Source organism: Bradyrhizobium sp. JR4.3, from assembly GCF_040547695.1.
GTDB lineage: Bacteria > Pseudomonadota > Alphaproteobacteria > Rhizobiales > Xanthobacteraceae > Bradyrhizobium > Bradyrhizobium canariense.
The window spans coordinates 1-25,727 of the sequence record NZ_JBEPQF010000044.1; the positions used below are offsets into that span (position 1 = coordinate 1).

At 61.8% G+C, this 25,727-nt stretch carries 24 protein-coding genes and 5 pseudogenes; 22 read left to right on the top strand and 7 right to left on the bottom strand.

What is annotated here, in order from left to right; all coding sequences use genetic code 11:
* Window positions 1-215: 215 nt before the first annotated feature.
* The 3 genes and pseudogenes from ABIB91_RS41830 to ABIB91_RS37020 form a co-directional block, all read left to right on the top strand.
* Window positions 216-542, top strand: a pseudogene (locus ABIB91_RS41830) (transposase); the annotation flags it as partial.
* 417 nt (window positions 543-959) lie between these two features.
* Window positions 960-2,045, top strand: a pseudogene (locus tag ABIB91_RS37015) (IS5 family transposase); the annotation flags it as partial.
* 695 nt (window positions 2,046-2,740) lie between these two features.
* A complete protein-coding gene (locus tag ABIB91_RS37020; RefSeq protein WP_354171886.1) occupies window positions 2,741-3,805 on the top strand; it encodes a redoxin family protein in 1,065 nt (354 codons plus the stop codon).
* 447 nt (window positions 3,806-4,252) lie between these two features.
* Here ABIB91_RS37020 and ABIB91_RS37025 read toward each other — a convergent pair whose 3' ends face one another.
* Window positions 4,253-4,912: a nucleotidyltransferase domain-containing protein gene (locus ABIB91_RS37025; protein ID WP_502917071.1), complete on the bottom strand. Its 660-nt coding sequence runs from the start codon at window positions 4,910-4,912 to the stop codon at window positions 4,253-4,255.
* Between the two features lie 279 nt (window positions 4,913-5,191).
* Between ABIB91_RS37025 and ABIB91_RS37030 the strand changes: the two genes are divergently transcribed.
* The 7 genes and pseudogenes from ABIB91_RS37030 to ABIB91_RS37060 form a co-directional block, all read left to right on the top strand.
* On the top strand, window positions 5,192-5,800 hold the full coding sequence (locus tag ABIB91_RS37030; protein ID WP_354171882.1) for a hypothetical protein: 609 nt from the start codon (window positions 5,192-5,194) through the stop codon (window positions 5,798-5,800).
* Window positions 5,797-6,222 carry a hypothetical protein gene (locus ABIB91_RS37035; protein WP_275200381.1) on the top strand — a complete coding sequence of 142 codons (426 nt, stop codon included), beginning with the start codon at window positions 5,797-5,799 and terminating at the stop codon, window positions 6,220-6,222. The genes ABIB91_RS37030 and ABIB91_RS37035 overlap by 4 nt, the downstream gene beginning before the upstream one ends.
* The gene (locus tag ABIB91_RS37040) at window positions 6,219-6,974 is read left to right on the top strand and encodes an ImmA/IrrE family metallo-endopeptidase (protein ID WP_354128267.1); all 756 of its coding nucleotides are present in this window, start codon (window positions 6,219-6,221) and stop codon (window positions 6,972-6,974) included. Before ABIB91_RS37035 ends, ABIB91_RS37040 begins: the two co-directional genes overlap by 4 nt.
* Window positions 6,975-7,024: 50 nt before the next feature.
* Window positions 7,025-7,597 (top strand): hypothetical protein, encoded by a 573-nt coding sequence (locus tag ABIB91_RS37045; protein ID WP_354171877.1) that lies wholly within the window; start codon window positions 7,025-7,027, stop codon window positions 7,595-7,597.
* A gap of 33 nt (window positions 7,598-7,630) precedes the next feature.
* On the top strand, window positions 7,631-7,822 hold the full coding sequence (locus ABIB91_RS37050) for a hypothetical protein (RefSeq protein ID WP_354128269.1): 192 nt from the start codon (window positions 7,631-7,633) through the stop codon (window positions 7,820-7,822).
* A 113-nt stretch (window positions 7,823-7,935) separates the two neighbouring features.
* On the top strand, window positions 7,936-8,118 hold the full coding sequence (locus tag ABIB91_RS37055) for a hypothetical protein (protein ID WP_354171874.1): 183 nt from the start codon (window positions 7,936-7,938) through the stop codon (window positions 8,116-8,118).
* A 493-nt stretch (window positions 8,119-8,611) separates the two neighbouring features.
* Window positions 8,612-9,265: pseudogene (locus tag ABIB91_RS37060) on the top strand (ArdC family protein); the annotation flags it as partial.
* A gap of 82 nt (window positions 9,266-9,347) precedes the next feature.
* Here ABIB91_RS37060 and ABIB91_RS37065 read toward each other — a convergent pair.
* Genes ABIB91_RS37065 through ABIB91_RS37075 form a run of 3 tightly spaced genes read right to left on the bottom strand, consistent with a single transcriptional unit; the run spans window position 9,348 to window position 12,486 of the window.
* Complete coding sequence (locus ABIB91_RS37065) at window positions 9,348-10,340, bottom strand: tyrosine-type recombinase/integrase (protein WP_247297730.1); 993 nt, start codon at window positions 10,338-10,340, stop codon at window positions 9,348-9,350.
* Complete coding sequence (locus ABIB91_RS37070; protein ID WP_247297731.1) at window positions 10,337-11,278, bottom strand: tyrosine-type recombinase/integrase; 942 nt, start codon at window positions 11,276-11,278, stop codon at window positions 10,337-10,339. Before ABIB91_RS37070 ends, ABIB91_RS37065 begins: the two co-directional genes overlap by 4 nt.
* A complete protein-coding gene (locus tag ABIB91_RS37075; RefSeq protein WP_247377095.1) occupies window positions 11,275-12,486 on the bottom strand; it encodes a tyrosine-type recombinase/integrase in 1,212 nt (403 codons plus the stop codon). The genes ABIB91_RS37070 and ABIB91_RS37075 overlap by 4 nt, the downstream gene beginning before the upstream one ends.
* Before the next feature lie 144 nt (window positions 12,487-12,630).
* Between ABIB91_RS37075 and ABIB91_RS37080 the strand changes: the two are divergent.
* The 5 genes and pseudogenes from ABIB91_RS37080 to ABIB91_RS37100 all read left to right on the top strand — a co-directional run.
* Window positions 12,631-12,939 (top strand): annotated as a pseudogene (locus ABIB91_RS37080) (zincin-like metallopeptidase domain-containing protein); the annotation flags it as partial.
* A 344-nt stretch (window positions 12,940-13,283) separates the two neighbouring features.
* Window positions 13,284-16,445, top strand: a complete 3,162-nt coding sequence (locus ABIB91_RS37085) for a strawberry notch-like NTP hydrolase domain-containing protein (protein ID WP_354171892.1) — start codon at window positions 13,284-13,286, stop codon at window positions 16,443-16,445.
* On the top strand, window positions 16,445-17,506 hold the full coding sequence (locus tag ABIB91_RS37090) for a DUF7146 domain-containing protein (protein ID WP_354171871.1): 1,062 nt from the start codon (window positions 16,445-16,447) through the stop codon (window positions 17,504-17,506). Before ABIB91_RS37085 ends, ABIB91_RS37090 begins: the two co-directional genes overlap by 1 nt.
* Window positions 17,507-17,835: 329 nt before the next feature.
* Window positions 17,836-18,759 (top strand): DUF2493 domain-containing protein, encoded by a 924-nt coding sequence (locus ABIB91_RS37095; protein ID WP_354171869.1) that lies wholly within the window; start codon window positions 17,836-17,838, stop codon window positions 18,757-18,759.
* A 140-nt stretch (window positions 18,760-18,899) separates the two neighbouring features.
* On the top strand, window positions 18,900-19,376 hold the full coding sequence (locus ABIB91_RS37100; protein WP_354128275.1) for a hypothetical protein: 477 nt from the start codon (window positions 18,900-18,902) through the stop codon (window positions 19,374-19,376).
* On the opposite strand, the pseudogene ABIB91_RS41835 reads toward ABIB91_RS37100, so the two are convergent.
* Window positions 19,358-19,539, bottom strand: a pseudogene (locus ABIB91_RS41835) (DUF736 family protein); the annotation flags it as partial. The gene ABIB91_RS37100 and the pseudogene ABIB91_RS41835 overlap by 19 nt on opposite strands.
* 398 nt (window positions 19,540-19,937) lie before the next feature.
* Here ABIB91_RS41835 and ABIB91_RS37110 point away from each other — a divergent pair.
* The gene (locus tag ABIB91_RS37110) at window positions 19,938-20,258 is read left to right on the top strand and encodes a DUF736 domain-containing protein (RefSeq protein ID WP_247278035.1); all 321 of its coding nucleotides are present in this window, start codon (window positions 19,938-19,940) and stop codon (window positions 20,256-20,258) included.
* A 165-nt stretch (window positions 20,259-20,423) separates the two neighbouring features.
* Here ABIB91_RS37110 and ABIB91_RS37115 read toward each other — a convergent pair whose 3' ends face one another.
* Window positions 20,424-20,705 (bottom strand): helix-turn-helix domain-containing protein, encoded by a 282-nt coding sequence (locus ABIB91_RS37115; protein WP_280095898.1) that lies wholly within the window; start codon window positions 20,703-20,705, stop codon window positions 20,424-20,426.
* A gap of 51 nt (window positions 20,706-20,756) precedes the next feature.
* On the opposite strand from ABIB91_RS37115, the gene ABIB91_RS37120 reads away from it, so the two are divergent.
* The 4 genes from ABIB91_RS37120 (at window position 20,757) to ABIB91_RS37135 (ending at window position 22,768) form a co-directional block, all read left to right on the top strand.
* Window positions 20,757-20,879 (top strand): transcriptional regulator domain-containing protein, encoded by a 123-nt coding sequence (locus ABIB91_RS37120; RefSeq protein WP_246649538.1) that lies wholly within the window; start codon window positions 20,757-20,759, stop codon window positions 20,877-20,879.
* Between the two features lie 58 nt (window positions 20,880-20,937).
* Window positions 20,938-21,459 (top strand): DUF2285 domain-containing protein, encoded by a 522-nt coding sequence (locus ABIB91_RS37125; protein ID WP_502917072.1) that lies wholly within the window; start codon window positions 20,938-20,940, stop codon window positions 21,457-21,459.
* Window positions 21,460-21,583: 124 nt separating this feature from the next.
* Entirely contained in the window at window positions 21,584-21,862 is a 279-nt protein-coding gene (locus tag ABIB91_RS37130; protein ID WP_280095895.1) for a helix-turn-helix transcriptional regulator, read from the top strand.
* Window positions 21,863-21,865: 3 nt separating this feature from the next.
* Window positions 21,866-22,768, top strand: a complete 903-nt coding sequence (locus ABIB91_RS37135; protein ID WP_354171863.1) for a replication initiator protein A — start codon at window positions 21,866-21,868, stop codon at window positions 22,766-22,768.
* A 584-nt stretch (window positions 22,769-23,352) separates the two neighbouring features.
* On the opposite strand, the gene ABIB91_RS37140 is transcribed toward ABIB91_RS37135, so the two are convergent.
* Entirely contained in the window at window positions 23,353-24,390 is a 1,038-nt protein-coding gene (locus tag ABIB91_RS37140; protein WP_354171861.1) for an IS110 family RNA-guided transposase, read from the bottom strand.
* Window positions 24,391-24,716: 326 nt separating this feature from the next.
* On the opposite strand from ABIB91_RS37140, the gene ABIB91_RS37145 reads away from it, so the two are divergent.
* Complete coding sequence (locus tag ABIB91_RS37145; RefSeq protein ID WP_354128281.1) at window positions 24,717-25,181, top strand: DUF2840 domain-containing protein; 465 nt, start codon at window positions 24,717-24,719, stop codon at window positions 25,179-25,181.
* Window positions 25,181-25,687: a S26 family signal peptidase gene (locus ABIB91_RS37150; protein WP_354128394.1), complete on the top strand. Its 507-nt coding sequence runs from the start codon at window positions 25,181-25,183 to the stop codon at window positions 25,685-25,687. Before ABIB91_RS37145 ends, ABIB91_RS37150 begins: the two co-directional genes overlap by 1 nt.
* Window positions 25,688-25,727 lie beyond the last annotated feature (40 nt).

Genomic DNA, 25,727 nt, shown 5'->3' on the forward strand with positions numbered 1-25,727 from the left:
CTGCTTCATAGCGCTGCTCCCTTTCGATAATCCGCTAAGGCCGATCCTAACAACCCTCGTGTCCTCAAGAAGACGTCAGCCGCGATTACGCCATGTGAAAAATTCCCAAAGTCGTTGATTTAGAATCCGGAAACTGCCCACTGAGGCAATCGAGTTTGCCGGAAATCGGGTGTGCGGGAGGGGATTGAACGAAGCCGCTACCGCGGCGCACGACAAAGATCATGAAGCTCAAGGCCGACGAGTTCATCCGCCGCTTCCTTCTTCACACGCTGCCCGAGGGCTTCCATCGCATCCGCCACTTCGGCTTCATGGCCAACAGCCATCGCGCTGCCAAACTCGCCCTTTGCCGCAAACTTCTCGATCGTGAGCGGACAGCGCCAAACGATGCTGAGCCGTCGCCTGCGGAGTCGGACGCTCTGATGTGGCCCAAGGCTCCCGCCTGTCCTGAGTGTGGTGGCGTCATGCGCATCGTCGAGCGCTTTCGACACAGCTTCAACCGCTCCAGTCCTCAAACATCCCCGTTCCGGTGCGATACATCGTGAGCCAAGTCATGCCGTGCACAACATCGCCATTCGTCATTCCGCTCCCAGCGTCTCGATCATCGCGGACGCTGTCGAATCCGTGCTGTCACACGGCGCGACAACAACCGTCCGATGCAGCAAAACGCCTGTCGCGATCTCCGACAATGCGCGCCTGATCTCAATTCTTCGCCAATACACACATCTCGCAGCTCTGCCTCACGTGCCGAGCCGGCAGACCGGGCCTTGCGATCTCCAACAATCCCCACAGCTGCAAAACCGCGCATACCTGCCCGCGCCTTCGTTCAATCCGGCTTCAATGAGGTCGCGTAACTGCGCATGCCGCGCCAGCGCGTGAGCGCGACCTCACAGAACCCTCCAGATTCCTTGCAAACTTGATCTGTGATTCACTCGCCTTTGGATGTTTTTGGCGGGGACCAGATGCGGCCACCGGAACGGCGGGAGACGGGAGAGCAGGATCTGTTTCGCTCTCGGCTCGATCAGATCATCGACCTGAAGCATCCGCTGGTGGCGCTGGGGCGCACGGTGGATTGGGAGTTCCTGGAGCGGGAGTTTGGGGCGGTCTACACCGATGATCCGGGCCGCCCACCACTGCCGACGCGATTGATGGCGGGGCTTTCGATCCTCAAGCACACCTACGACCTCTCCGACGAGGTGCTGTGCGAGCGCTGGATCGAGAACCCCTATTACCAATACTTCTGCGGCGAGGAGTTCTTCCAGCATCGGCTGGTGATCGATCGCTCGTCGCTGACGCGCTGCCGCAACCGGATGGGCGAGGCGCGGCTGCAAGCGTTGCTGCAGGAGAGCCTGTCGGTTGCCACCAGGACCAAGGCACTCAAGCCATCCGAGCTATCACGGGTAATTGTCGACACCACGGAGGCCCAAGAACGTGACGTTCCCCAATGATGCCAAGCTTCTGAACCGGGCGCGAGAAGGTGGTGCGGCTGGAACGGGGCTGCGCCAATCTTATGCGAGGGTGGGCAAGTTCGCCCTGGGCATCAGCGCTATGCCCACGCCAAGCAGTTCAAGCGTGCCAACCGGATGCTGAAGAAGCTGCGCACCTATCTCGGCCGCGTCATCCGCGACATCGGCCGCAAGATCGAGGGCAACAGCGGGCTCGAAGTGGCGCTCGCAAAGCTGCTGCCGCTGGCGCGGCGCGTGCGCTAGCAGCAGCAACGTCAACGCGGGCCGAAGGTCTATTCCCTGCACGCGCCGGAAGTCGAATGCATCGGCAAGGGCAAGGCCCATCGGCCTTACAAGTTTGGCGTGTAAGTCTCCGTTGCATCCAAGATAAGCCGCGCGAAGGGCGGCCAGTTCGTCACCCACGTGAAGGCGCTGCCCGGCAACCCCTATGACGGTCACACGCTGGCCACCGTGATTCCGGACATGGAGGCGCTGGTCGGCAGCACGATCGCGCGCATCCTCGCCGACAAGGGATACCGCGGCCACAACGCGCCGCCCGATTACAAGTTCAGGGTCTTCCTCTCCGGCCAGAAGCGAGGGGTGCCCCCTCGGCGACGCTATCCTGGACCGCCTCGTTCATAACGCTCACCGTCTGCAACTCTGAGGAGAAAGCATGCGAAAGCAGAACGCCCGCAATCAAAGTCTTCGCCAACTCAAACCCCTGAACCAATCACCATGTCGGTCAAAGCCGCTGCTCATCATCGCGCGAAACAGTTGCTCACGATCGCCTGAAATTGCCGCTCACCATCAGCGAAATGCGCAGCCTGCTCGATGAGCTCGTCGCAATCGTCAACAAAATCGACTGAGTGATTCCAAATCGTATTGCATCTCCACTTTTGAGACAAAGGACTGGGTTTGGGCGCGATTCAACGGCTGATTCAATTACTGCGGCCTCGCCGATCGACTTGTTCCTCGCCAGCTTGCGAATGGCTTGGAAAGAGGGCGCATCTCACTTGTCGGTCAGCGGGCACCATCCGGCTTCTCGCGTACCTCCTACTGGCGCAGCGCGGCTCGCAATGCGCATTCGCAAGACGATCTTCTGACGGCACGAAGGTCGCGATGCGTGCCCGAAATCTGACGCCGACGCAAAGCATGTCAGGTTTCATACAAGGACCTACTGGGCGTGTGATGTTTTTCAAATCTTTGTCATGTAGCTTAGCGCGCGTGGACAGCGTGGCAGGTGATTGCTATTCGGGTGACGCGACAAGGTCGCGCAACAGGTCACTTCGGAGACAATCATGGCGCTATGCATCGAGTCCGCGGCTCCTTCGCTCAAAGTCGAGAACTGGCTGCGTGGCGAGCGCCTCACGAACTTCGAGCCAGGGAAAGTGTACATCGTCGAATTTTGGGCAACTTGGTGCGACGCATGTGTGGAGGCGATGCCCCGTCTGATAGAGCTGCAAGCAAAATACAAAGACGAGGGGCTTGAGGTCGTCGGAGTCGCAGCTTATGAAAAAGCACCAACGGCGGATGAGGCTCGCGCCAAGTTGGACGCATGGTTGACCGAAAAGTTCTCAAATCTGAACTATCGAATCGGGTTCGACAGTACCGGCGCAATGAACAAGCTTTGGATGGATGCCAGCTCTTCTCTTGGGATTCCGAGATCGTTCGTCGTCGACCGCGACGGCCACATTGCCTTTATCGGTGATCCGATCGACATCGACCACGTCTTGCCGAAAATTATCAACGGCACTTGGCGCAGCAGCGATGACGCTAAAGCCGCTGATGCGAAACGGATTGCGGAAGACCAACGCCTAGTGCGCGTATCCTCAATCCAACGGACAATTCGATCGGCGATGGAAGCAAAGGATTGGCCGGCAGCGCTCTCAGCGGCCGAAGAGGGCATTGCCATGATGCCGGACGATCGACACTTCCGCGAGATTCAGGCGGGTCTGTTGCTTCAAATGCGCGACACGGCGACCGGGTTCCAGGTCTTGCGCCAACTGGTTCGAGATGCGATTGAGAAACGGTCAGACGCTGTGCGTGGGCTGATTGCCGTGATGAAGCAACTCTTTGATCCGGAGAACGATAAGGCCCACCTTCCGCGTGCCGAGCGCTTTGCGATCGGCAGGGAGGTGTCGGAACATATCCTCAATTCAGTGCAAGACAGCGGCGGCCCCACCCTTACTTCTTATAGAGTGGTCGCTCAGTATTACTACGAGAGTGGTGACAAGCAACGCGCAATCGAGCTGATCGAGCGGGCAATGACATGGCTAGACGATCCGGAAATCGTGCCGGAAGATACAAAACAGTATTATATGCCGCGGCTGCTCCAAACCTTGGCCACCTACAGGGGCGAGTAGGTTTGTTGCAGCGGGTCTTATTCGATTTCGCAGGAAAAGTCTCCTGGAGCTCCCAAAGTGCAGCCGCAGGAGGAGACATGAAGAGAGATGTTAGTCGGAAATGCACGATCGGGGTTATGTAAGTGCCTTCGAAGTGCTCGCGACCAGCAGAATCATTCAGGGCGATTGCAACACGCAAGTCACAAGGAAGGCCTAGCCCACAACGAGCGATGCGACGCCCTGCGGCCCGTCTTTGCTGGGTGTCTAGTTAGTCGTTCGTGAAGAACTATCCAAGCGGTTGATCAAGAATCGATTTTCCGGGTCAGATTGGCTTTGAGATTGCAAGCTTTCGGGCTTTGACTGCCCAGAAGCTTGCAACATCGGCCAAGCACCAGCGCTACGCCCACGCCAAACAGTTCAAGCGCGCCAACCGGGCCTCGAAGAAACTCAAGACCTATCTCGGCCGCATCATCCGCGACATAGACCGCAAACTGGGCGGCAACGCCGACTTGCTCGGTGGGATCGTGTTGGAGCGCAGACAATGATCGACAGCGGCGCCAGGCCGTCGGTGTCGTCGATAAATTCGAGATCACGATGGCGCTTTGCGATCTGCACGGTCCGGCGCAAGAGGCCCTTCAGCTTCATTTGCTCGGGATAGGGCTCTACCGAGTCCTTCGCGATGGTGCTGGCGAGGGTCCATCCGAAGGCGGAGCGGATGCGGGCACGCAGCTTGGCGCGACGCTCGAACTTCGCGCGGCACCCCATGGGATTGGATGCCTTCCAGGACTTCAATGTCTTGTCGGGGACGAGTTCGCCACCGAGCGTACAGCCGGGGTTGGGGATGCTGGGGGTGATGTCCAGGTGGAATTCGTTGGCATAGTTGAGCCGCCAGCAGCGGGGCATCTCCAGCAGCAGGGGGGCGTAGTGGCCGTTCGCCCGAAGACGGTCCCCAATGCGCGCCTTAAGCATCGCGGGCGAGATGGCGGTGTCGATATCCGGCACGTGCGCCACCAGATCGACGTCGTACTCGGCGATGCCAATCGGCTTGACCGTCGTGCCGATCGCCACGGAGCCCTGAAGCCGGATGGCGATTTCGGCCGGCAGCGGTCGTCGTACTGGGAGAGCCAGTCGCCGACGCCTTCATAGCGCTGCTGCGCGACCTCGCGCTGATAGGACGACGGCTCGAGATGCTGGCAGGCCTCCTCGATGAGGTCTGCCAGCTGCGATTGGCGCAGCTGCGCCCGTTCTGTTATGTAATTCATTGTTTCATCACCGGTTCGAATGGTTGCCCCCCGGTTCCCATCGAAACCGGTCGCCTCTACACCTGCATGCCGGCCAGCTGCGCGTTTCGGACTCGAGTTTTTTTGTCCGAAAGAGATTTTTGGCCGGCATAGGATGCGTGAAGCTATGGACGACATCAGCGTGCCGCCTCCCGAAGTATCGGCCTCCGCGACCGAGCACCTCACATACGATAAGGTGGCGTCGGCGCTGGACGGGCTGACACCGCTCGACCTCGCTCGTCTGGACGCCGTCGAACGCCGTTACCTTGGTGGGACCGACTTCGCCGAGGGCGACCTATTGCAGGAGGCGATGTGTTCCGCGCTCTTCGAGGAGAAGCGCTGCCCGCGGATCACCAGGTTCATAGCCTTCCTGGTCCAGTCGATGCGGAACATCGCCGGCCACCGGCGTGATCGTCTGCAGCAGCAGGTTCCGATAGAGGACGTGACGACCGGCGAGCGCAAGCCGAAGTTCGAATTGAAAGCGTCGGGACCGAGCCCGGAGGACGCGGCGATCCGGGCGGAACAGGATCGGGGGGCATCGGAGGTCTGTGCGGCACTGAACGTGCACTACGGCGCCGACGAGGAGATGAGCATGGTGCTACTCGGCTGGGACAATGACATGAGGGGCGAGACGCTGCGGGATTTTCTTGGCGTCGACCAGGCGCGCCTGGACCACGTGATCAAGAAAATCCGGCGCATCGCCCGTCGGGAGTATCCGAAGGGATGGCGGCGATGAGCAGAGATCCGACAGACCGCGAGAAATTGTCGAAGCTCGACCGGGCCATCGACGACAGCATACTGGAAGCCTCGGAAGCCGATCTGCGCGAAGACTTCAAGGAAGCGGGTGACGATTTCGAGAAGGCGGTGGCCCGCGCCGGCCGCGCTTTGGAGCAGGCGAAGGCGCGTGCCGCTCGGATGCGTTTCGAGCGGGCTCAGGATGAATCGAAGGCATACCGTGAGCAGGAGAACGTCAAGAGCTTCGACCTTGCGAAAGCGCGTCGTCGTTTCGATGGGATGCGATCCGGTGAGGTCGCTGATTCAATAATGGCCGCGCGCAAGGGTGGCAAACTTTCTGAGCGCGATGAGGAAAACCTGTTGAAGGATCTGGCGCAGCTCGAGGCGCTTGAAAACGAGGACAAGGAAGAATGGGAAGAATGACCCCGGCAGAGCGCCTGCTTGTCGGGCTCGGGATCGCGGAGCCCAAGGATATCGACCTCGATGCCATCGCATGGACGCAGGGCGCAGCGGTCCATTACAGGCCGATCGACAACTGCGAAGCCACGATCTTGGGATCGAAGAAGCGCGCCGTCATCTCAGTCAATAGCCTCAGCATGCGACAGCGTCGCCGCTTCTCCCTTGGACACGAGCTTGGGCATTGGCACTACGATCGCGGAAAGGTTCTCTTCTGCGGCAAGAACGACGTCTGCAATTTCAGGCATGACGCGCTCAGTCCGGAGCGGCGTGCCGACGACTTCGCCTCCGATCTGATTCTTCCTAATTTTATGGTTCTTCCGCGACTTCGGAAGATGAAGCGCCTCACTTTGGCGGCGTCCAGGGAGTTGGCCGATGAGTTCGACGTCAGTCTCACGGCCACGCTCGTGAAGATGATCGCGTTGAACCATTTCCCCATGGTCATTGTTTGCCACAACAGGCGGGATCGCGTCTGGTACAAAACGTCACCGATGATCGCGGAATGGTGGCGGCCCGTCAGGGCACTGGACGATCAGACGTTCGCCGCCGACATGCTGCTCCGAGGCGCCGACGAACAAAACTTCCCCCGAAAGAATCCGGCCGATGCCTGGTTCGATTTCAAGGGATGCGATCGGTACGAGGTAGAAGAGCAGTCGTTCCTTCTGCCGGACGAGGAGATCCTCACGGTGCTCACGCTGCCACGGCAGGCGATCGCGTAGATTTTGGCCTGAGTCACCACGCCGCAACAAACGATCTGAAGCGGAGGCGGGTGGATCTGGACGCGCAGCAAAACACAGCCGCTCAGGCTCGTGAGCCGGCTGTTTTCAAGGATGGACGCAGGTTACAATGGTCTCGCAGGCCAACTGGCAGAAACGCGACCGTGTCGCATGAAATGGAAGAAAACAAGATAGAGACGGCCTATCACGAAGCGGGACATGCGGTTATGGGCTGCTTGCTTGAACGTCTTCCGATTTCGGTATCGATCGTGGCGGACGTCAAGGGCGCCGTGGGCAAGACGGAATTTGAGCAGGATGCCCCTCCGGGCGGTTTTCGCCATTTCGATGGGTCCGAGCGAAAGAAGAAATATATTCGGACGCTTGTTTTGATCGAGGTCGCGGGCACGATCCCGTACGACATCGAATTTCCGGGGCGCGCTCATGATCAGGGCGATGCTCATGATGACTACACGACCATTGGGCAAAGGAACTCGTCAGGGAAGGCGTCCACTTCGAAGATGACAGGGACGGCTACTTGGCTTCCGCAAGACAAGACGCGGAGGGGGGGCTCCCACTGGGAGACTCACTCTAAGCAACGAGGTGGGCGGCCCGGATCATCGGTGTAGACCGCCCCAAACTCCGCGCGCGCCTGGACCTGGATGCGCGATGATCTGCAAGGACAAGCCAACAGTGACGGCTTCTTTGCCCTTAAATTCGCACATGTGCGGCTCAACCGAGCGGAACTAAAGCGAGCGATGGACAAGACCCTGGAGAGACGTGACAAGACGTTTCTCGATCACGACATCGTGGAAGGCATCAGGCCTTGGGCGAAAGCGGCCAGCCCTATCTAATCAATCCACAAATGTGATAGCCAATCACGGCCTTTGGCAATCGAATCTCGCGCGGTTTGGGCGACTCATGCTACCCATCATTCTCAATCACATCACTGCACAATGGGAATGAAATGGTTGCTGCCACCCGTGAATTGCCGGCCTCTGGTTACGCGCTTGAAGTGGACGGCCTGCTCAAAGCCGAATTTGCAACCAGAGACGGCGCCAGGGCAGGTGGCGAAGAACTAAAGAAGCGTTTTCCCATGCTTCAGATCAGGATCTATGACGCGCAGACGCATGCGCGCGAGAAAGTCTAGATCCTCTCACTCAAGCCTTAGCGGAGTTCTTCCACTTGCGCGCGTGCGGCTGCCGCCGCACCGGGTTCTCGAACCGAGCCGCTTTGCGTCTCGGCCGTGCGGCGTCAATCCCTCGCGCCAAGGGATGCGGAGCTCCTCGCCGGGGGCACTCGGGAAAGGGGCTCGCCTGCGGCGATCGCTATCACTGCCCCGTTCCCGGGTGCCGCTATTGAACCGGTCTCGTCGCTGCACTCGGACCCGCGTGCCCCTTCGGGTCGCTATGCTCACGCTCTCCGGGTGCCATTTTCCGTTGAGGCGATGCGCCCCTGGCGCACGCCTGGTCGGGCCTGCGGCCCCAGGTAGCTCAACGCAATTCCCATGAACATCCGATGGAAGGGCGGCACAGATTTCGCATTCTCTCAGGTAGAGGCGAGAGTCAGAGTGTCGCGCGGTTTTGCCGTGACGGGTTACAGGCTGCGAGAGAGGCTCGCGGCGCCCGTCGCGGAGACCCGCGATGTCCAGACATTATCCTCGGGCGCGCACCGGTGAGGACCGGGCAAACCTTTATGACGACATCACCAACAAGATCATCGCCGAGCTGGAGGCTGGCCGCGTGCCGTGGGTTCAGCCTTGGGGCACCATGGCGGCGAAGTCGCCTTTGGCCTTGCCGAAGAGCGCGGCGTCCGGCCGCCAATACAGCGGCATAAACATTTTAGTTCTATGGGGTGCCGCGACCGAACATGGATTTACAGGGCAGAGCTGGCTTACCTTCCGCCAAGCGCTATCACTCGGTGGTCACGTCCGCAAGGGCGAGCGCGGCACGACCGTCGTCTACGCCGACCGCTTCGTGCCCGTCGACGAAAAGCGCCGCGCACATGAGACCGGCGAGGAGGCACAAGCTGTTCCGTTCCTCAAGCGCTTCACGGTCTTCAACAGCGATCAATGCGACGGCTTGCCTCCAGAGATCGCAACTACGGCGCCGCCTCCGCCGCCAGGCCTGATCGAGCCGCGGGTCGAATACCTGATCAAGGCGACCGGGATCGACTTCCGCATCGGCGGCAACCGCGCCTTTTATGCGCCGACGGAAGACTATGTACAGGTGCCCCCACCCCAAGCCTATTTCGAACCGATCAATTGGCATCGAACGGCCCTGCATGAATTGGCACATAATGCCGCGATCCAGATTATGCCGCATGGCCTCTGTTGGAGGCTGGATATCCCGGTGTTGGCCATGCGGCTGTTCGGCATAATCAGAGCCCTTCAAGGAACGCGAGCAGTTTGTCGTCCGGCCGGAACCGACCCGGCGGCGCGGATGGTGCGGCGACGAGAGCGAGCGCCTTTTCCTTCATCCGCATATCGGCGTGGATGTAGATCTGGGTGGTCTCGACGTTCTCGTGACCAAGCCAGAGCGCGATCACCGCAGGATCGACGCCATGATGGAGCAGGTCCATCGCCGTGCTGTGGCGCAGCGTATGCGGTGTGACCCGCTTGGTGCCGATGCTCGGGCACGCGCGCGACGCCGTGAGGCAGTGCTTGCGGACCAGATGCTCAAGAGCGTCACGGCTCAGCCGTTCGCCCCGGATCGACGGGAACAGCGGCTTGCTCTGGTCTTTGTCGTTGCCGATCCACGTCGCCAGCAGCTTGGCTGTCTCGCGGCGAAGTGGGGTGGCGCGCTCCTTGCGGCCCTTGCCCATGCAACGGATGTGAGCGCCGGTTCCAAGCGCGACATCGCCCCGGGTAAGGCCGACCAGTTCGGAAGCTCGCAGGCCTGTCTGGATTGCGAGCAACAGCAGAGCATGATCGCGCCGGCCCGCCCATGTGGTGCGATCCGGAGCCGCCAGCAATGCCGCCATCTCTTCGGCATCGAGGAACGTAACTGCACGCTTCACATAGCGCTTGTTGGGCATGGCCAGGATACGCTGGCAGTGTAGTAGCCAGGTCGGATCGGTCATCGCGACGAAGCGGAAGAACGATCGGATCGCCGCGAGCCGGGTGTTGCGGCTGCGGGCGCTATTGCCCCGCGTGGTCTCGGTATGGGCGAGGAAGTCCGCGACCAGATCGGCGTCGATATCTTCGACCGTCAGGTTGACTGGCGGCTTGTTGCGGCGAGTGCTCGCGTACCTGAGCAGTAGCCGGAACGTATCGCGATAGCCAGCGACCGTATGTCGGCTCGCCTCCAGTTGCGTGCAAAGCCGCTCGGTGAAGAAGCGCTGGATCAGCGCAGGTAAGGCGATGGTGCTCATTGTGCCATCTCCCCGCCGCTCGCGGTGGCGCGGCCCATCGCTAGATCGAGCAGCTCCGGGACCGCCTCCAGATACCAATATGTTCCAGAAGGGTTGCTATGACCCAGATAGGTCGTCAGCCGGATCATCTCGCGCGCCGGGTCCTTGCCAGTCCGGTACCAGTTGATCATCGTACGCACGGCGAAGGTGTGGCGCAGGTCGTGGATGCGCGGTCCCCGGCCGTGCCGCTGGTACTGCTGCTCGGATCGCAATCCGATCTGCTGGCATGCTTGCGCAAAGTTGTAGCGGGCCCCACAGTCGGTGAGCCGAGTCGCCTTGTCAGTTATGAACATCGGCTTCGCCGGATGACCGATCAACCGGTCGCGTTTGACGCGATAGTCTAGCAGTCGCTCGACGGCGCTGGGGTCGAGCGGCAGCAGTCGCTCCTTACCGTTCTTACCTTGTCGGACGCGTAACGCACCATTATCGGCATCGAGGTCGTCTCCATCGAGCGCGAGCGCCTCGCTGACGCGCAGGCCCGTGATCGCGATGAGTGCGAACAGCGTCGAGCAGGTCAGCCCGCGCAATCCGCAAATCGACGGAAGTGCCATTGCGGCCGCGATGATCGAAGCGACTTCCGCGTCGCTGTAGATATACGGTCGGGAGCGCATCACGGTATTCGGCAACAATCCCCGGGGCGGGGCTTCATGCGCCAGATCGAAGCTACTTAGCCACTGCGCGAAGAGGCGCACGACGGTAAGCCGCGCCGCTCGCGTCCTGCCGTTGGCCTCGTCGAGCGTAGCATGCCAGCGCAGGAACAGCGCCGTGTCGATATGCGTCGCACGCTCGCGGTCGGCAAACCGCGTGAAGCGGCGGAGGATGCGCTCGCTGGTGCTCAGGTCGTAGCCGAGGCTGCGCCGCACGGCCAGATAGCGATCGAGTTGGGAGGTGAGGCTCATTGCGCGCCTCCCACTACGGGCCAGGGCATTGCTATCGATCGCAGCCCATCTATGTCGAGACGGGCATATATCATGGTCGATGTGCGTGAGCGATGCCGCAGCACGTCGCCCACCTCGTCGAGCGATGCACCCGAGTTCACCAACTGGACCGCAAGGCTATGACGCAGCAGGTGCGATCCCACATAGGGCGTCACCGGTTTCTGGCCGGTCGCCTTCAGGGCATCCTTTAGGACGGCGTTGACGATTTGGCCGTCATTGAACGGACGATGTGGCGCGCGATGGGTAACGAACATCATGCGGCAGGACGTGGGGCCGCGCTCCTCGCGCAGATAGCGGCTCAGCGCATCGCCAACCTCCGAGCTGATCGGCACGCGATCGTGGAGTTTGCCCTTGCCACGAACCAAGAGTTCGCCCGCGCGCCAGTCGACGTCGTCCAACCGGATCGCGATGACCTCGGCAGCACGCAAGCCAAGCCGGGCCATGATGAGCAGCATCGCATAGTCCCGAGCCCCGTGCCGCGGGTTGTGGCGCACGCAGGCGAGCACCGCCTCAACGCCCTCGGGCACCAGATGGCGCGGCAGTCGTGCTCCCCAGCGTTTCGCCGTTCTAGGCAGACTCAGAGCTAGATTGGTCGCTGTCGCGCCACTGCCGAACAGATATTGCAGGAAGATACGAACATGCGTCGCTACCGTCTTGTCGCGCCGCGCACTTGCCATTACGTGCTCAAGGAAGCTGATCACGTCGGCGGGCCGCAACCGCCCCGGATCAACCATCGCATCGCCAAAGCGATGATCGAGGAACCGGTTGGCGAACCGCAGCGTGTGATAGATCGTCCGCGGGCTAAGGCCGCGATGCTTGACCAAATAGGTCTCGAAGTCCGCCAGTAGGGCCGCACGCGCTTGCTGCGCCTCGCTCAACGGCACTGGATGCGTCACGCCGATATCGAGGAGATGCTGCGCGAACCGGCGGGCCAACCTATACGGCCATATCGTGCCGGTTTTCTTACGCGGCACCTTGCGTCCCAGATGCTCGGCCATATCGAGCGTCAACGCTGAAGGACCGATGCCCTGGACATCCATCGCGTGACCCACCTTTCGTAGGATCGATAGGTAGGTCTTGACCGTGCCGGCGCTGTAATTCTCCGCCGCAAAACTCGCTGCGAACGAGCCAAGATGCGGCTCGATGCAGGTCTGCAAATATTGAGACATGATCTTCGTGCTCCTTGTTGTTGGAGCGACGAAGATTATGCCGAATGGGATTGGCGGGATCATGCCGCCAACCGGGCCCAGCCGAGCAGATGCGGCATAATCTGGATCGCGGCATTATGCACGTTATGCCGATATCGGCATAAGGCGCATGCCAGCGGCCATCCATCACGTCTCAACCGTGACCTGTCAGGCAGTTACTGTACCAGAAAGTATGCCTTTGAGGAGTTGGTCGCGGAGATCTCGTCTGCGTTCAGTTGCGCCTCTCTCGGTATCGTGCCCACGGTGCGGCACGCCGACTATATCGGCTCTTGGTTGGAGGTGCTGCGAGAGGATAATCGCGCGATCGTGCGAGCTGCTTCGCAGGCCAGCAAGGTTGCGGACTATCTCCTGGGCTTCCTGCCGGAAGTGACTGTCGACATGACGACCGAGAGAGCGGAGCAGGAGGCGGCGTGAGTTTCTCACCTGTTGCCTCGAACAAGAGAGTGAGAGGGGAGCGGCGGTTTTTCGCGACGGGCAAGAGAGTGAAGCGGGCCCGCTGCCCGAATTCCTCGCCGATGACGAGGATCAGGAGAACGCGGGCGACGATGATCGGCAACAGCTCGACGGGGCCGAGTGACATGTAGAGCGGGATGGCTCCGGCCGTCCGGCAATTGCTTGGGGACCGGTGTGCTGCGCCGGTCCCCATTTATGGGGCAGGACTGAGAGGGAGAGTCGGGCCGGGAAGGTTTTGAGCCGTCGGGTCTTAAGGAGAGCGCCTGATGGTTCGACCCTTCCTGCTCTCCGAAAGCAATCCTGTCATGACCGAATCTCTCGCCGGCGGTGCTGCCGCCGCGCCGCTCTCGATGCGTGCCGCTGCAACTATCGCGTCCGCCGCCGTCAGGGCCGCGCGACAGCTCGTGATTGATCTCGAGCACGGTCGTCGCATCGATGCCGCCGTCCTGCGTAGCGCCATGGAAGCTGCGTTCGGCGCTTCCGACGCCACTGGCGTCTGGAACTGGAAGACCGCCTATGATGTCTGCGAGTCGGCAACCGTTCTGTTCCTGCGCGAGTTTGGCCCGGCCATCCGGACCAAGGCTGGGTCAACGGCCGCGATGCTGCCGATGCTCGCGAAGATCGCGCGCTGGCTGTCAGACGCTCAGCTCGAGAGCGTCATCTATGCGGGCGAGGCGCACACCGAATTTCTTGCGGGCTCCTGGACGGTGGATGCGACCTTTGATGTTGTGGCGGCCACGCGTGACGATGCAGAAAATGCCGTGCGTCTTCGCCGCGGCTGGTTTTTGGGCGACGGCACCAGTGCAGGCAAGGGACGGCGGGTCGCAGGCATCCCTGTCGACAATTGGCTCAAGCGCCGCCGCCGCGCCCTCTGGATCAGCAAATCCGACAAGCTGATCGAAGACGCACAGCGCGACTGGTCCGCGCTCGGCATGGAGCGGCTGGTCGTGACGCCGCTGTCACGTTTCCGGCGGGGCACACCGATCCGGCTTTCGGAAGGCGTCCTATTTACCACCTACGCTACGCTGCGCACCGATAAGCGCGGCGAGAAGCTTTCGCGCGTGCGGCAGATCGTCGATTGGTCGGGCTCCGACTTCGACGGAGTGATCGTCTTCGACGAGAGCCACGCGATGCAGAACGCGGCAGGCCAGAAGGGTGAGCGCGGTGACCTCAACGCGATTGCTTGCAATCGTCCGGGGGCGGCCTCCCAGCACGGGCGTGCGGGGCTCAGGCTCCAGCACGCGTTGCCGCATGCCCGCGTCGTATACGTTTCCGCAACCGGTGCCACGCCGGTCCACAATCTCGCCTACGCCCAGCGGCCGGGCCTATCGGGCGGCGACGATTTTCCGTTCGCCATCCGCGCCGAGTTCGTCGAGGCTCTCGAGGAGGGCGACGTCGCGGCCATGGAGGTGCTGGCTCGTGACCTCAAGGTGCTCGGTCTCTACGCGGCGAGGGCTCTATCTTACGAGGGCGTCGCCTACGAGCTCATTGAGCACAAGCTCACGCCCGAACAGGTTCACATCTATGACGCCTACGCCGGCGCGTTCAGCGTCATCCATAACAATCTCGACGCCGCGATGCGGGCCGCAAACATCACGGGCGAGAGCGGTACGCTGAATGGCCAGGCTAAATCGGCCGCGCGATCGGCTTTCGAGAGCGCCAAGCAGCGCTTCTTTGGCCACCTCCTGACCTCAATGAAGACGCCGTCACTGATCCGCTCGATCGAGCGCGATCTCGACGCCGGCCATGCCGCCGTCATCCAGATCGTCTCGACCGGCGAGACATTGATGGAGCGTCGGCTCGCCGAGATTTCGACGGGGGACTGGGGCGACGTCCAGGTCGACATTACTCCACGCGAGTATGTCCTCAACTATCTCGCCCATTCCTTTCCGGTCCACCTCTACGAGCCTTTCACTGACCAGGAGGGGAATCTCTGCTCCGGGCCCGTCTATCGCGAAGGCCAACCGATCAAGAGCCGGGAGGCCGTCGCTCGCCGCGACCGGCTGATCGAGAAGCGCGCCTCGCTGCCGCCTCTGCCTGAGGCTCTGGACCAGGTCGTCCAGCGCTTCGGGACCGCTATGGTCGCCGAGGTGAGCGGCCGCTCGCGTCGCATCGTTCGCAAGGGCGGGCGGCTGGTGGTCGAAAACCGAGCAGCTTCGGCCAATCTCGCTGAGACGTCCGCCTTCATGGACGAAGGCAAGCGCATCCTCGTGTTCTCCGACGCGGGCGGGACGGGGAGGAGCTACCATGCGGAACTCTCTGCCCGGAATCTCCGGCTGCGGGTCCACTATTTGCTCGAGCCCGGCTGGAAGGCGGACGCCGCGATCCCCCAGCGCCAGACCGGAGGACAGGGCCTGTTCCGGCCCGAGGACAATCTCGAAAGCCAGTACGGCCGCGATGCGTTGCGTCAGCTCTATACGTCGCTCGCGCGAGGCAAGGTCGCGGGCTGCTCGCTCGAGAGGTTCGAGGATGCGACCGGCCTGAAGCTCTCGGATGCTAATGGGCTCAGGGATGACCTGCCGCCGATCACGAGTTTCCTGAACAGGTTGCTGGCGCTCACGATCGATCTTCAGAACATCCTGTTCACCGTCTTCGAGCAGCTGCTGACGGCTCGGATCGAAGGCGCGGTCGCGTCGGGCAGCTATGACGTCGGGCTGGAACCGCGTACGATTTACATTCATCCCGGCACTGGTGCCGAAACCCGGCTTCTTACGATCACCCAGCGCCAGCGCAATCATCCTGTGAGCCTGGATGACGCTCTTGGTCGTCTTTCCGATTTTCGTGCCGTCCTGCTGATCAATGAGCGCTCGGGACGGGCCGCCGTGCAGGTTCCGGCAGCGAGCGCGATGCTCGACGATGGCGAGATCGAGCGGCGCGTCCGCTTGATCCGGCCGATGGGGCAGCACAGCGTCGCCTTGACCGCCATGGCAGAGAGCCGTTGGGTGGAAATTGATCATGAACGCTTTTCAGTCGCCTGGGCGGCAGAGCTTACCGAGGTACCCGAGTTCACGGACAGCACGATCCATGTCGTGGCGGGCCTGTTGCTCTCGATCTGGAAGCGGCTGCCGAACGAATCGACCCCGGTCTATCGGCTCCAGACCGATGCGGGCGAGCGGATCGTCGGCCGCAAGGTCTCCGCTACCTGGGTCGCGAATGTCCTTGCGGCTGGCGCGCTGGCGTTGACGCCGGAAGCTGCCTTTGCCGCGCTCATGGAGGGGCGGACCGTTCTTGAGCTTGCGGAGGGGCTCCAGCTTCGCCGTGTCCGGATGATGGGCGCACACCGCATCGAACGCTCGGGCTTCAACGTCACGATGCGCGATCGCTTGCGGGCTTACGGCCTCTTCGGCGAGATCATTTCCTGGAAGCGGCGCATGTTCGTGCCCACGGACGCGAGCGGCGTCGAGATCTTGTCGAAGGTGCTCGACGCCTATCCGGTTGCGCGCATCGGTGAGCGGGAGGCGGCTTGATGTCCCGCGATGCTTCCGAACTGGCAGGCCGCCTCGCGCGCGAAGCGGAGGCGGTGTGCCGACATTATCTCTCCAATGGCAAGCGGGCGGGGCGGTACTGGGTGGTCGGCGATGTGCACAACACCCCGGGCCGCTCACTGTTCGTGCGGCTCCAGGAATCGCCGAAGGGGCCGGCGGGCAAGTGGACGGATGCCGCAACCGGAGAACATGGCGATCTCCTCGACATCATTCGCGAAAGTCTGGCCTTGCGAGACTTTCGTGACGTCGCCAAGGAGGCAAGGCGCTTTCTCAAGCTTCCTGGTTCTGAGCAGCAACTGAGCGCAAAACCCGTTCGTTCGCCGGTGCCGACCGGATCACAAGAGGCGGCTCGTCGGCTCTTTGCGATGTCCAGCCCGATTGAAGGGACGGTGGCCGAGACGTACTTGCAGCGTCGCGGAATAGCCCGCATCCACCATGGTGGCAGCCTGCGCTTCCACCCACGCTGCTATTATCGGCCGGATGAACATTTGCCGACCGAACCCTGGCCGGCGATGATCGCCGGCGTCACGGATCTCGACGGTCGGATCACCGGCGTGCACCGGACTTGGCTCGACCCGGATGGCTTTGACCGTGTCCGTCTCGGCAAGGCTCCGATCGATACCCCACGACGCGCCATGGGCGACCTTCTCGGCAATGCCGTTCGCTTCGGCGTGGTGGATGACGTGCTCGCTGCCGGCGAGGGTATCGAAACCATGCTGTCGTTGCGCTGCCTGCTGCCGAGCATGCCTATGGCCGCTGCACTCTCGGCCAATCACCTCTCAGCCATGATGCTCCCGTCGAGCCTGCGCCGCCTGTACATCGCCCGCGATGTCGATGCAGCCGGCGATGCGGTGCAGGCGACTCTCAGCCAGCGCGCAGCAGACGCCGGCATTGAAGCGATTCCGCTATCGCCCCGGCTGGGCGACTTCAACGAAGATCTGCACATCTTTGGGCTTGAGGCGCTCCGAGCAGCGTTGCGGCTTCAGCTCGCACCAGAGGATGTCGTGAGGTTCCTGCATTTCTCGACGTTAGCCGCGGAATAGCTCCCGGGCTTCGATCGACTTTGATAGGCCGGTCATAGGCGAGGCCCGTGCGGAAGAGGACGCGACCACGGCCTTCCAGAGGGCGATCGGACGGCAAGCGGCCCGGGCCGGCAATGGCTGCGTCCGGCTATTTTCCGCCGCGCGCCAGCGATGTGCAGACACATCATACGGTTGGCCGCGCGCTTTGCATCGCGAAGCAAAATAGCCGGCCTCCGCCATCCTCCGCTGCCGCTTCGGCCCTTTCGGGTTCTGTCCCGTTCCGCCTGCCGTCAGAGGATCGCCACGAAGGCCGCGATGGTCGCGGCCGATCCGGCAAAGGATCTCTTCCCATGACCGACCATGACGAAATCGAACCGCCGCATGCCTCTTCTCCGACCGACCACGTCCTCACCGAACTACAGCTCTTCGGCTATCGTCCCTTCGACGACCAGCCCGATCCACGGCCGCTTCCGGAGGGCAAGATGATCGCGGGCGCCGTGGTCGATATGTTTGACGCCCTGGTTGCGACCTTAAACGACACGCGAATTGAGCCGGACCTTGACGATCTGCTCTGGTCGACCGTCAACCTATTCCACCGGGCCCTCGATCGCATCGAACGGCAGCTCGATCACAACGAACAAGCACAGCATAAGAGCCAACGCGAGCAGAACGGCTCGGAAGTGCGATCGGTCGAACTCGAGCGCCTGACGGCCGAGGGCATCACCCTGATCGAGCGGCGCAACTGCCTGGAGCTCTTCCGTGACCAGGCCATCGAGCGATTTGAGGTCCATACCGGCTCGTCCTGGCGCCCGCGGTCGGGTTCACTGGTCAATCACCGAACGCTCACCGCGGCAATGATCGACTCCCGCGACTTTATCGCCGCCAAGCGTCGTTCCGAGACGGAGGTCATGTTGCCGCCAGGACCGAAAATCGCACTCACCGGTGGGCTCGACTTCAACGACCACCACCTCATCTGGGATCGCCTCGACAAGGTTCATGCCAAGCACCCCGACATGGTCCTCCTCCATGGCGGCTCCCCGAAAGGCGCTGAACTGATCGCCTCCAAATGGGCGACCGGTCGCAAGGTGCCACAGATCGCCTTCAAGCCCGATTGGACGAAACACGCCAAGGCGGCGCCGTTCAAGCGCAACGATGCCTTGCTCGAGCTTCTGCCGATCGGCGTTATGCATTTCCCGGGCACGGGAATTCAGGACAATCTCGCTGACAAGGCGAAGCGGCTCGGCATCCCCGTCTGGAAGTTCGGCGGTGCATGAGCGCCGTCGTTCTCGATATCGAGACAACGAGGCGGAGTTGCACGCCGCAACTCCGCCTCGTTTCGATTTTACCTCCGAAACTGCGCTGTGGTGGTGGTGGAAGGCGCGACTGCTAGATCTATGCACATGGAGCTACCACCATGCTCGCCCTTGGGCTTGTTCTCAACACACTCGGCATCGGCTTGTTCTGCTGGGCGATCTTCGCGCTCGCTGTGTATGCGTTGCCGTTTTTCGTCGCACTCGGTGTCGGGATGTTGGCGTTTCGTGATGGCGCGGGCGTCTTCGGCGCACCGCTTATCGGAATTGCTTCTGGCACGCTGACGCTTGCCGCTGGTCAGGTCGCCGTGGCCGTGAGTCGGTCCTTGACCTTCCGCGTCGCGATCGCAACCGCATTCGCCGTCCCTGCGGCAATCGCTGGCTATCATGTGGTGTTTGCCCTGTCGCAGATCGGGGTGCCTTCGCTGACTTGGCGCGAGGCCTTCGCTTGCGGAGGTGCGGTTTGCATCGGCGGCACGGCATGGACGCGCTTGACCTTGTTTGCGGAGCTCCGCCCGTTGGAGTCGGGCGGGGTGGTGGAGAATATGCCTCGACCCAGTTCTTACAGCCGCCACGCATGAGCAATGACGCGTCGTCGCCATCTCCGGTCGAGCAAGGTCGCACAGGGCGGCACGTTGAAGGAGGGTAGTCGAGCTTGAGCGAGAGATAGTCGCGACCCTCCTCGGAGCGCTTCGACCAGGCTGCCCCGATCTGCGCGCGGCCCACATGACTGCGGTGGAACGGCACGCCACGCTTGGTCATTCCTTCCGGGACGATACCGCCCTTTGCGGCAGATTGTTTCTCTTCCTGCGCCGAACCGTACCAACCTCTTGTTCAGCACAACCGAGGTTTGCCAATCTTCTCCTTAAGCTTGCGGTTCAGCACGCGGACCACGTGGCCTCTTTGATGGCTTGATCTAGCCGAAGACCGGCTGCGCCTCGATCGTCTGAGCCGCAACGCCGTTGATGCGACTTTCTTCCCCTGGGCTTCGCCCATTCCTCGCGAGACAAGAAAGTCGCCACAACGGCGTCCTCCGCTGCGCTCCGGCCCGCGAGCGGGTGCGTCGCCGATCGTCTTCGGCTTCCAGATCGCCATCGAGGCCGCGGTGGTCGCGGGCTCGAAACACAAATAGGAGAAGTAACATGGCTAATATCGGTTCGTTCAAGAAGGTCGGTAACGAGTTTCACGGCGAGATCGTCACCCTGAGCCTTCAGACCAAGGGGGTCCGCATCGTCGCCGAAACCAACCGCTCCAGCGACAACGCGCCCAGCCACCGCATCTACGTGGGCCGCGCGGAGATCGGGGCAGCCTGGTCGAAGCGCTCCGAGGAGGGCCGCGACTATCTCTCGCTCAAGCTCGACGATCCCTCCTTCAACGCACCGATCTACGCGAACCTGTTCGATGACGAAGGCGGCGAAGGCTACACGTTGCTCTGGTCGCGGCCCCGCAAGAACGGAGAGTGAGGGTCGTCATCGCCCCGCCCGAACAGCCTCGGGCGGGGTTCACTCTTGGAGAAACGCCGATTGACCAAAGTTGCAGCTGCATCGGGTTGGTCGAGTTGATTTTCACTTGTTTAAGACACGCGCCCTTCCGTGGCGCTTGTCCACATGGGTTGAACTCACTCAACGCTATTGTTTTTGGGAACGTAGACGCGCTGACCGGCGGCCTTTAGGTAATGTCTGGGGTGTCGCCGCTCCCTTGGGTGGCTGAATAAAGAATTCAGATAAATGAACACCCAGCGTCTCGGCGAGTCTGTCGAGAAGATCAATTGTCGGATTCTCAGATTGCCGCTCAAGGCCGCTCATATATGAGCGGTCAATCCCAGCATCGTACGCCAGTTGCTCTTGCGGAATGCCGCGATCCACGCGGATCCGGCGCACATTCCAGGCCACGAGCGCACGAGCTTTCATGCGCCCAAACAGCCATTAGGCAGACCATCACAAGCTATCAAGTCGGGCGAGATGGCGGATTTCGCCTGGGAGTCACTGCGGCGTAGCCCCAACTATCGAGCTTCCTATCGTGAAAATCGATCGCAGATGACTTCCGAATTCAGAAGGAGATGGGGCGTCTGCTTTCGCTCATGACCCGCAGGGGTCCTTTTACCAACAGACAATCTTCTGGGCACCTGAGGCGTTGCCGACGGTGGTGCCGGTCGTTCAGAGCGCGGCCAGCTCAAAAACGGTCGGCGCGGGTCTACCACTTGCCGAGCTTTCGTCGGGCACCATCAGACAGGCATCTGACGGCTGGCATGCTGTGTTGCGCATTCAAGGAGCACAACATCATCTCTGGCTGAAAGAGGCGCCGCAGTTTGGTGTCTCATATGCGGCCGAACTGCCGCTCGATGCGGACTTTGAGATCCGCGCCCACGCCTCACAGCGGTTGTGGCGCGCAATCAACGGCCGTCCGCCAGGACCTCCCTTTCATCAGCTTTCGGCGCAGCGGCGCGAACGACTCGTCTTGGTGTTGCGAGCGCTCGATGGACGCATGGATGGTGCTTCATATCGCGTCATCGCCGAGGTGCTGTTCGGCCGAAAACGAATCCCTGAACGCGCCTGGAAAACCCACGAATTGCGCAGCCGCACCATTCGCCTGGTGCAGGCTGGCTTGGCGCTAATGCGCGGCGGCTATCGCGCGTTGCTACGTCCCTCATCTCGCAAGGAGTAGAGCAGGGGTGCCGGAAATCATCGCTCGATCTTCGGCATCCCCCTAAGCACTCCTACTGCGCCATCGTGACCGTCGACGCGCGGCCCGAGCCGGCCGCGCTCCAGACGACCACGGAGCCTTGCAAATGCCCGATCCGAACGCCGGCCTGCCGCCGCGATACCTGCGCACGCCCGAAGCGGCGCGCTTTCTTGGACTCTCCGGCCGAACCCTGGAAAAGCACCGCACCTATGGGACAGGCCCGACCTACCGCAAGCTCGGCGGTCGCGTTGTGTATGCGCTCGAGGACCTGAAGGCGTGGGCTGACCGCGGCGCCAAAACGTCCACCAGCGATCCCGGCACAGGCACCGTCCTGCCCGCGAAACGGCACACACCAATTCCGTATGCAGGCAAGGAGCGGCGCTGACGCATGCCGGACAGCAACTCCACTGCAAGCAGGCGGCGTCGATCAGAGCGCGGCCAACTCGATCTGTTTCGCGCCCTCCCGGGCGATCTGGCGCCACGGGACGCGCAAGACCTGATGGCCTATCCCTTCTTTTCGCTAGCAAAATCGAAGCGCCATGTTCCCATCGGCTTCCGCGCAGGCGCCGTCACCATTCGTGTCGAAGCCGTGCCGGAACATGGCATGGCGACGATCTGGGATGCGGACGTTCTGATCTGGGCTGCCTCGCAGATTGTCGAAGCCCGTGATGCCGGCCTGAAAACGTCCCGACCGATGGCAGCGACCCCTTACGAGATCCTGACCTTCGTCGGCCGCGGCACCAGCGTGCGCGACTATGACCGCCTGAAGGCTGCGCTCGACCGGCTGCAATCGACCACTGTGATGACATCGATCCGGCAGCCGAGCGAACGGCGGCGGCATCGCTTCTCCTGGATCAACGAATGGAAAGAGACAGCCGATCTGCACGGGCATGCCCGTGGAATTGAGCTGATCCTGCCCGATTGGTTCTACACGGGCGTTCTCGATGAAGCGCTCGTGCTGACGATTGACCGCGCCTATTTCGATCTGACCGGTGGATTGGAGCGCTGGCTCTATCGGCTCGTCCGCAAGCACGGCGGCCGTCAGAATGGCGGTTGGAGCTTCGATCTCGTGCACTTGCATGCGAAGTCCGGGAGCCTATCGCCGCTTAAACACTTTGCCTACGACCTGCGTCAGATCGTCCGTCGTCAGAGATTGCCGGGCTATCGGCTCATCATCACGCATCATCCGAATGGCGAAGAGCGATTGAATTTCGCACCAGTCCCAATTGGCCCGTCGAGCAAGCGACTGCGCAAGCGTGGCCTCGTCGTTCCTGCTGGGGATAAGCTGTGAATTCGCTCGTGCTATCAGGGACCAGAACCCTCGTGCCATCGGGGACGCGATGCTCGTGCTATCGAGGACCGGAATCGGAGCTAAGGTTTTGCGGCGCCAAGACTTCCTGCTCCCGTAACTTTACTAACATACTGACACTAACTTCCTGTTGTGAATCAGTACCTTGTGAACAAGTCGGCTGCGCGTGCAGCGAGGATGCCTCATGCGCTTACTCTGTCATGCGCAAAATTTTCCTGCAATGCGATTGTTGCCGGCAAAGCACCCGCTCGGACGCGATCGCCCGCAGCGCCACGCGATTGCTAGCATCGTTATTACTGCATTACGCTCGTTGCATTCCCTTGCGGCAGCTCGCTCGTCGAGGAGGACTCGCTAACGTCCGTGGTTGGCAAGACCACCACATGCCGGAATTTGGAGAATGGGCGGTCAGGCCAACCAGCGCCGTGCTTGATAGATTCAAAGGTGTGCATGAAGCCGCCGCTCAGAAAGGTCGCGATCTAGCCGACATCCCCGTCCCCTCGGGAGACGCCGCTCCGACGTGGCGGAACGCGAAGGCGCGCGTGGAAGCGGCCGGGTCGAGGAGGCCCTTAAGCCGCCGCAGCGACCCGGCCGCGCTTGCCGCTGGCGCCAAACTGGGAGGTCGAGCCACCGATCCCGATCTTGTGCAGCAGCACGGCCACTGCCGTCGCCGCGCGCTTCAGACCCTTCTTCCTGGCCAGCCGCAGGCCCCACAGCCGCAGCTTAAAATTCTTTGGAATGCGCGTGAGGATCGCAATCGCAGCCTCGTGCGGCATCGCCCGCGTCAGCTCATCGCTGCATTTGGAGATGCTGCCGATCCGGTCGGCCTGGCCCGACTGATAGCGCCGTGGCGTCAGCCCGAAATGGGCGCCGACATTGGTCGACTTCTTGAATCGCGCCGGATTATCAATGGTCGCGCGAAACGTCAGCGCCACGAGCGCGCCGACACCGGGCCCGATCATCATCCGTCGCCCGGCGCTGTCGCTGCGCGCCGCCGTCAGGACCATGCGGTACAGTTTTGCCAACTGCAGCCGCATCGCATTGCGGGCGTCCAACAGCGGCGCGACGATCGCTTCCAATTCCTTCTTCCCGGCCACGAGATCGCGCACCCGCGCGTCAAAACGGCCGACCGAGATCTCGCCGACTTTGAGGCCGAGCGGGCACAACAGGCCGCGGATCATGTTCTCCATATCCAGCATTTTGCCGCGCATCGTCTTGCGCCCGACCAGCAGCGCCCGCAACGTCTGTGCGCTCTCCGACTTGACAAGAACCGCGCGGAACCAGCCGGCCCGCATCATCTGCGTAACGCCTTCGGCGTCGTTGCGGTGGGTCTTGTTCAGTATCGCGTTCAGCGCCGCCTTGGCGTGCCGGGTCTCGATGCAGATCACGGGCAGGCCCTTGTCGGCAAGCGCCGTGAACAGCCAGGCGCTGGAGGAGAAGGCCCCGAGATCGACACGTTTCAAGTGAATGCCCCATTCGGCCAGGAGCAGCTCGATCGCATCCGGATCGGTCTCGAGCTTCGCCTCCCTGCCGACGTTGCTATCGCCATCCACCGCACAAATGTTGGTCGCCTCCAGCGACACATCAAGACCAGCATAGAATTCCATCATTCGCCTCCAACGTCCACAGCCGGAACGCACCGCGCGTTCCGTTCGCGGGTCGTTGCGGAGCATCTTCGCAGCAGCACGGCCGGCGAGGGGGCATCGGCCACTACCCCGGTTAACCTGGAATCCTTTGGATTCCTTGTAACGAATTGGAGCCACTCGGCGGCGATCCTTGGCGGCAGCAGGAGCGCTGCATCGCTTCGACAACGCCGATCATCGACGCTTCATCACGACCATTCTGCCGAAACAAAGGCTCTGATGTCGATGCGCTGGCGACGGCGCACCCGTTGGCATGTCCAAGATTCCTCTCATGACTATGGAGTTGCCAGGTGAGCGACCTCACAACTGTTGAACTCTTGTGGCTCGAGAAGCGGATCGAGAACCGAATCCGGTTCGGCAAGCCTGTATCGGAAAAGGTCATTGACCATCACAGGCGCATTCTCTCCTTTGTCCCGGGCAGCATCTTTGCGTTCGTGCGCTGGACGTCCAATGACTTCGGAACCATCCTGTCTCGCATCGACATTCTGCGCGTGATCACGCCGGGGCAGCGGTATTCGACCGTGCCTTGGGTCAGCCCCGGCGGCGAAAGCCTGCTGCGGCTAGCTGGCTGGCGAAAGGTCGAGCGCGTTCTTCAGTTGATCGACGCCGTGGAGTCACTCGGCATCGATCCTGCCGATGCAGCCCCCGAGTATTGGCATCACGTCCACAACCGGCTTTCCGTCAACGAAACGCCACGACCTTATACGCGTGCGCGCCACCAGGCGTGGCTCCGCCGGCGCAGGATGGTGTTCTGATGCGGCTGCTAAGGATCGTCCTTGCAATGTGTGGGGCCACAACGCTCGCGCTTTGGCCGGTCACCGACACCTCACTGTCGTACATCTGGAACGCTTCCGAAAGTGTGCCGATCGGCCTCTACCGTTTGCAAGGGACCGCACGTTTGCGCATCACTGAGCTCGTGGCTGTCCGGCCACCAGAGCCGCTTGCGAGCTTCCTCGACTTCAATGGCTATTTGCCGAGCGGCCTTCCGATGCTCAAGCGCGTGCTGGCCTTGCCCGGACAAACCGTCTGCAGAACGGGACTCACAATCGTCGTCGACGGGATCGAAATGGGCCAGGCACGCGAGCGCGACCGCCGTGGCAGGCCGTTGCCGGCCTGGCAGGGTTGCCGGGTCGTCGCTGAGGACGAGGTCTTTCTCATGAACTGGCAGTCGGCGGAGTCCTTTGACGGCCGATATTTCGGACCGCTCCCGACATCGGCCGTCATCGGGCAAGCGGTACCGGTGTGGACCAGGGAGGACTGACATATGCCGGATTTGCTCCACTGGCTTGCGGTTTCTCTAA

Coding starts and splice junctions, on each gene's coding strand:
- ABIB91_RS37090 (WP_354171871.1), top strand. CDS start 16,445: ATGTCCCGCGATGCTTCCGAACTGGCAGGCCGCCTCGCGCGCGAAGCG.
- ABIB91_RS37130 (WP_280095895.1), top strand. CDS start 21,584: ATGCCCGATCCGAACGCCGGCCTGCCGCCGCGATACCTGCGCACGCCC.
- ABIB91_RS37115 (WP_280095898.1), bottom strand. CDS start 20,705: ATGAAAGCTCGTGCGCTCGTGGCCTGGAATGTGCGCCGGATCCGCGTG.
- ABIB91_RS37110 (WP_247278035.1), top strand. CDS start 19,938: ATGGCTAATATCGGTTCGTTCAAGAAGGTCGGTAACGAGTTTCACGGC.
- ABIB91_RS37040 (WP_354128267.1), top strand. CDS start 6,219: ATGACCCCGGCAGAGCGCCTGCTTGTCGGGCTCGGGATCGCGGAGCCC.
- ABIB91_RS37055 (WP_354171874.1), top strand. CDS start 7,936: ATGGTTGCTGCCACCCGTGAATTGCCGGCCTCTGGTTACGCGCTTGAA.
- ABIB91_RS37150 (WP_354128394.1), top strand. CDS start 25,181: ATGCGGCTGCTAAGGATCGTCCTTGCAATGTGTGGGGCCACAACGCTC.
- ABIB91_RS37085 (WP_354171892.1), top strand. CDS start 13,284: ATGACCGAATCTCTCGCCGGCGGTGCTGCCGCCGCGCCGCTCTCGATG.
- ABIB91_RS37100 (WP_354128275.1), top strand. CDS start 18,900: ATGCTCGCCCTTGGGCTTGTTCTCAACACACTCGGCATCGGCTTGTTC.
- ABIB91_RS37075 (WP_247377095.1), bottom strand. CDS start 12,486: ATGTCTCAATATTTGCAGACCTGCATCGAGCCGCATCTTGGCTCGTTC.
- ABIB91_RS37070 (WP_247297731.1), bottom strand. CDS start 11,278: ATGAGCCTCACCTCCCAACTCGATCGCTATCTGGCCGTGCGGCGCAGC.
- ABIB91_RS37020 (WP_354171886.1), top strand. CDS start 2,741: ATGGCGCTATGCATCGAGTCCGCGGCTCCTTCGCTCAAAGTCGAGAAC.
- ABIB91_RS37095 (WP_354171869.1), top strand. CDS start 17,836: ATGACCGACCATGACGAAATCGAACCGCCGCATGCCTCTTCTCCGACC.
- ABIB91_RS37035 (WP_275200381.1), top strand. CDS start 5,797: ATGAGCAGAGATCCGACAGACCGCGAGAAATTGTCGAAGCTCGACCGG.
- ABIB91_RS37065 (WP_247297730.1), bottom strand. CDS start 10,340: ATGAGCACCATCGCCTTACCTGCGCTGATCCAGCGCTTCTTCACCGAG.
- ABIB91_RS37050 (WP_354128269.1), top strand. CDS start 7,631: ATGCGCGATGATCTGCAAGGACAAGCCAACAGTGACGGCTTCTTTGCC.
- ABIB91_RS37140 (WP_354171861.1), bottom strand. CDS start 24,390: ATGGAATTCTATGCTGGTCTTGATGTGTCGCTGGAGGCGACCAACATT.
- ABIB91_RS37030 (WP_354171882.1), top strand. CDS start 5,192: ATGGACGACATCAGCGTGCCGCCTCCCGAAGTATCGGCCTCCGCGACC.
- ABIB91_RS37120 (WP_246649538.1), top strand. CDS start 20,757: ATGGCGGATTTCGCCTGGGAGTCACTGCGGCGTAGCCCCAACTATCGA.
- ABIB91_RS37135 (WP_354171863.1), top strand. CDS start 21,866: ATGCCGGACAGCAACTCCACTGCAAGCAGGCGGCGTCGATCAGAGCGC.